Annotated in this window: 4 protein-coding genes; all 4 read right to left on the bottom strand. The window is 64.2% G+C overall.

The window, feature by feature from the left end; genetic code table 11:
• The coding region (locus AC1DYI_RS28195) for an ABC transporter ATP-binding protein (protein ID WP_477207434.1) at positions 1-700 on the bottom strand (700 nt) is incomplete at its 3' end.
• 204 nt (positions 701-904) lie between these two features.
• Positions 905-2,020 carry a polyamine ABC transporter substrate-binding protein gene (locus AC1DYI_RS28190; RefSeq protein ID WP_477207433.1) on the bottom strand — a complete coding sequence of 372 codons (1,116 nt, stop codon included), beginning with the start codon at positions 2,018-2,020 and terminating at the stop codon, positions 905-907.
• Positions 2,021-2,175: 155 nt separating this feature from the next.
• The gene (locus AC1DYI_RS28185) at positions 2,176-3,585 is read right to left on the bottom strand and encodes an aspartate aminotransferase family protein (RefSeq protein WP_477207432.1); all 1,410 of its coding nucleotides are present in this window, start codon (positions 3,583-3,585) and stop codon (positions 2,176-2,178) included.
• A 153-nt stretch (positions 3,586-3,738) separates the two neighbouring features.
• Positions 3,739-4,261, bottom strand: a 523-nt coding sequence (locus AC1DYI_RS28180) for a type I glutamate--ammonia ligase (RefSeq protein WP_477207431.1), incomplete at its 5' end; no start/stop codon positions are given.

The following is a 4,261-nucleotide window of genomic DNA, read 5'->3' as shown; positions in this document are numbered from 1 at the left end:
AGCGCGATGCCGGGGTCTCGTAGATCTCGTTCGGCGTGCCCACCTGCAGGAAGCGGCCTTCGCTCATCACCGCGATGCGCGAGGCCATCGTCATCGCCTCTTCCTGGTCGTGGGTCACCATCACGCAGGTCACGCCGACCTGCTCGATGATGTTGACCAGCTCGATCTGGGTTTCCTCGCGCAGCTTCTTGTCGAGTGCGCCCAGCGGCTCGTCCAGCAGCAGCATCTCAGGCTGCTTGGCCAGGCTGCGCGCCAACGCCACGCGCTGCTGCTGGCCACCGGACAGCTGGTGCGGCTTGCGCTTGGCGTACTTGCCCAACTGCACCAGCTTGAGCATCGCTTCCACGCGTTCGGCCACCTTGTCGCCGGCCCAGCCGTCGCGCTTCAGGCCGAACGCGATGTTTTCCCACACCGTCAGGTGCGGGAACAGCGCATAGGACTGGAACATCATGTTCAGTGGCCGCTCGTAAGGCGGCATGCCGGACAGGTCGGTCCCGTTCAGCACGATGCTGCCCGAGGTGGGCGTCTCGAAGCCCGCGAGCATGCGCAGCAAGGTGGTCTTGCCGCAGCCCGAAGAGCCCAGCAGCGCAAAGATCTCGCCTTTGGCGATGTCCAGGTTCACGTGGTTGACGGCCTTGTAGCCGCCGAAGTCCTTCACGACATCCTTGATCTGAAGAAACTTCGAGTTGTCATTACCCATGGTCATGGAGCCCCCACGCTCCCTCCGGTGCGTCTTGCAGACCGCGCCGAGCCTTCAGGCTCGGCCCTTCGTTAGGCTCGAACAGTCCTCGGGACTGTCCGTGTCCGACCTCAGCCCCCGAGGGGGCTTTTGCAGCGGACCGGCAAAGCCGGATCCGCGCAAACTCCTTGGTTTTGCCTCGCGCGAGGCGAGGTGAAGGGGCTCCTAAAGTCCCGTCTTGAAGCTCGTGTAGACGCGGTTCTGCTGGCGGCGGATCTCGTTGTTCAGCAGGTCCGCCGAGCCCTTCATCAGCTTCACGTTTTCTTCGGAGAGGAACACCGTCGGGTTGTTGACGACCTCGGCCTTGACGAACTTCTTCGACTCGGTGGTCGGGTTGGCGTAGAAGACCTTGTTGGTCAAGGACGCGCTGACCTCGGGCTTCAGGATGTAGTTGATCCACTTGTGCGCGTTGCCCGGGTGCGGCGCATCGGCCGGGATCGCCATCACGTCGAAGAACAGCAGGCCGCCGTTCTTCGGGATCAGCGCTTCGATCTTCTGGCCGGTCTTGCCGTCGAGGGCGCGTTGACGGGCGATGTTGATGTCACCGGACCAGCCCAGTGCCACGCAGACCGAGCCGCTGGCCATGTCGTTGATGTAGCCCGACGAGCTGAACAGCGTCACGTAGGGGCGCACGGTCTTCAGCAGGTTCGAGGCCGCGGTGTAGTCGGCCGGGTTCTTGGAGACGCGCTCCTTGCCCAGATAGTGCAGCGCTGCGGGCACCACTTCGTCGGCCGAGTCGAGGAACGACACGCCGCAGGACTTCAGCTTGCTGATGTACTCGGGCTTGAAGACCAGGTCCCACACGTTGTCGGGCATCGGGGTCGAGCCGAGCGCGGCCTTGACCTTGTCGACGTTGATGCCCACGGTGGTGTACCCCCACAACCAGTCCACCAGGTGTTCGTTGCCCGGGTCGATCTTGGCCAGCTGGCCCGCAATCGCCGGGTCGATGTTCTTCATGTTCGGGATCTGCGACTTGTCCAGCTTGGCCAGCAGGCCGCCCAGGATCTGCAGGCCTGCCCAGTTAGATGAAGGGACGACGATGTCGTAGCCCGTCTTGCCGGCGACCAGCTTGGCATGCAGGATTTCGTTGTTGTCGAAGTTGTCGTAGCGGACCTTGATGCCGGTCTCTTTTTCGAAGTTCTTGATCGTGTCGTCAGCGATGTAGTCCGACCAGTTGTAGATGTTCAGGACTTTTTCTTCCTCTTGCGCCTGGGCGGGGCCGGCCACGGCAAGCAAGGCGGTGGCCAGCATCAGGGCTGAGCGGGCGAACGAGAACTTCATGTGGGTATCTCCGTTTTACGACGTGAATCTGGGGAAGGGGCAGGCACAGCAGGATGGTTCGTGGGGCGAGGGCGGTCCTGCGGCCGGCGGGGTCGCCCGGCAGTCTAGCCGGCGGTCATCCGGGGAAGCCATCGGTGCGACCGCTGCCCCTGAGCTCAAAGCCAGCCCTTGGCGTGCACGTCGGCCAGCGTCAGGTCGAGCGCCTTGCGCACCAGCGCCATCATTTCGTCGATCTGCGCGCGGGTCATCACCAGCGGCGGGGCGATGATCATGCGGTCGCCGACGGCGCGCATGATCAGCCCGTTGCCGAAGCAGTGGCCGCGGCAGACCATGCCGACTTCCAAATCGCCGGGGAAGGGCGTGCCCTTCGCCTTGTCTTTCACCAGCAGGATCGCGCCCATCAAACCGCATGTGTCGGTGCTGCCGACCAAGGGGTGGTCGCGCAGCTTGGCGAACTGATCCGCAAGATACGGGCCAACGTCTTCGCGCACATGCTCGACCAGCTTCAGCTGCTGGATCAGCTTGATGTTGGCGATCGCCACGGCGCAGGCCACCGGGTGGCCGGAGTAGGTGTAGCCGTGGTTGAAGTCGCCGCCTTGCTCGATCAGCACCTTGGCCACGCGCTCGCYGACCATCACGCCGCCCAGCGGGATGTAGCCCGACGTCACGCCCTTGGCAAAGGTCATCAGGTCGGGCTTGCTGCCCATGGTCTCGCAGCCAAACCAGTTGCCGGTGCGGCCGAAGCCGGTGATGACCTCGTCGCTGATCAGCAGGATGTTGTACTTGTCGCAGATGCGCTGGATCTCGGGCCAGTAGCTCTTGGGCGGGACGATCACGCCACCGGCACCTTGCACCGGCTCGCCGATGAAGGCCGCGACCTTGTCGGCGCCGACCTCGAGGATCTTGGCTTCGAGCCAGCCGGCCGCCATCAGGCCGAACGCGTCCGGGTCCATGCCCTTGCCGTTTTCAAAGGCGTAGGGCTGCTCGATGTGCACGATGTTGGGGATCGGCAGGCCCCCTTGGGCGTGCATGCCGCTCATGCCACCGAGCGAGGCGCCGGCCATCGTCGAGCCGTGGTAGCCGTTGTGGCGGCTGATGATCACCTGCCGCTCGGGCTGGCCGAGGATGTCCCAGTAGCGGCGCACCATGCGCACGATCGTGTCGTTGCCTTCCGAGCCCGAGCCGGCGAAGAACACGTGCTGGAACTGCGGCGGCGTCACTTGCGACAGCAGCTCGGCCAGCTCGATGGCCGGCGGCGTGGCCGTCTGGAAGAAGGCGTTGTAGAACGGCAGCTCCTTCAGCTGCCGCGTCGCCGCGTCGATGATCGACTGCTGACCGTAGCCGACGTTGACGCACCACAGGCCGCTCATCGCATCGAGGATCTTCTTGCCCTCGCTGTCCCAGAGGTAGATGCCTTCGGCCTTGGTGATGATGCGCGAGCCCTTCTTGGCCAGCGCACCGAAGTCGGTGAACGGGTGCAGGAAGTGCGCAGCGTCGGCCTGCTGCCACTCTTTGGTCGAACGCTTGCTGGCGACGGCGGGGGCTTGGATGGTGATGTTGCTCATGGTGATCAGCAGGAAGGGGTCAAAAACTTGGTGAGAGTGGTGAAGATTCCGTAGCGAGCGGACCGAGGTCGCTTCGAGCAGCGCAGCCGTACTCCCGTACGGCGAGCAGCACAGACGCGAGATCGGTTCGCGCAGTAGGAAGATTCATCGCTCTCAGACGTGAAGCAGCAGGTGCTCGCGCTCCCACGGCGAGATCACTTTCATGAACTCGGCGTGCTCGATTTCCTTCACCTCGGTGTAGACCGTGATGAAGTCCTTGCCCAGCACCTCGGCCAGGTCCTTATCGTTGCGCAGCAGCTCCAGGGCTTCGCCCAGGCTGCGCGGCAGCTGGTAGTCACCCAGGTAGGCATCGCCCTTGCACTCGGGTGACGGGGCGATCTTGTTCTTGATGCCGAGGTAGCCGCAGGCCAGGGTGGCGGCCAGAGCGACGTACGGGTTCGCATCGGCGCCGATCACGCGGTTCTCGATCCGGCGGGCCTGTGCGCTGGCCACCGGTGAGCGGATGCCGACGGTGCGGTTGTCGGTGCCCCACTGGATGTTGATCGGCGCCGCGGTGAAGCGGGCCAGCCGGCGGTAGCTGTTCACGTACGGAGCGAACAGCGCCATCGCGGCGGGGATGTACTTCTGCAGGCCGCCGATGTACCAGTAGAACTCGTCGCTCGCGGTGCCATCCTCG

The sequence above is a fragment of the Ideonella sp. P3_A4 genome, from assembly GCF_056403075.1.
The sequence above is the reverse complement of the archived record's forward strand: the minus strand, read 5'-3'. Positions and strand labels throughout refer to the sequence as shown.

Excerpts from the sequence above, each read along its gene's own strand:
- AC1DYI_RS28190 (WP_477207433.1), bottom strand. The coding sequence starts at position 2,020 with ATGAAGTTCTCGTTCGCCCGCTCAGCCCTGATGCTGGCCACCGCCTTG.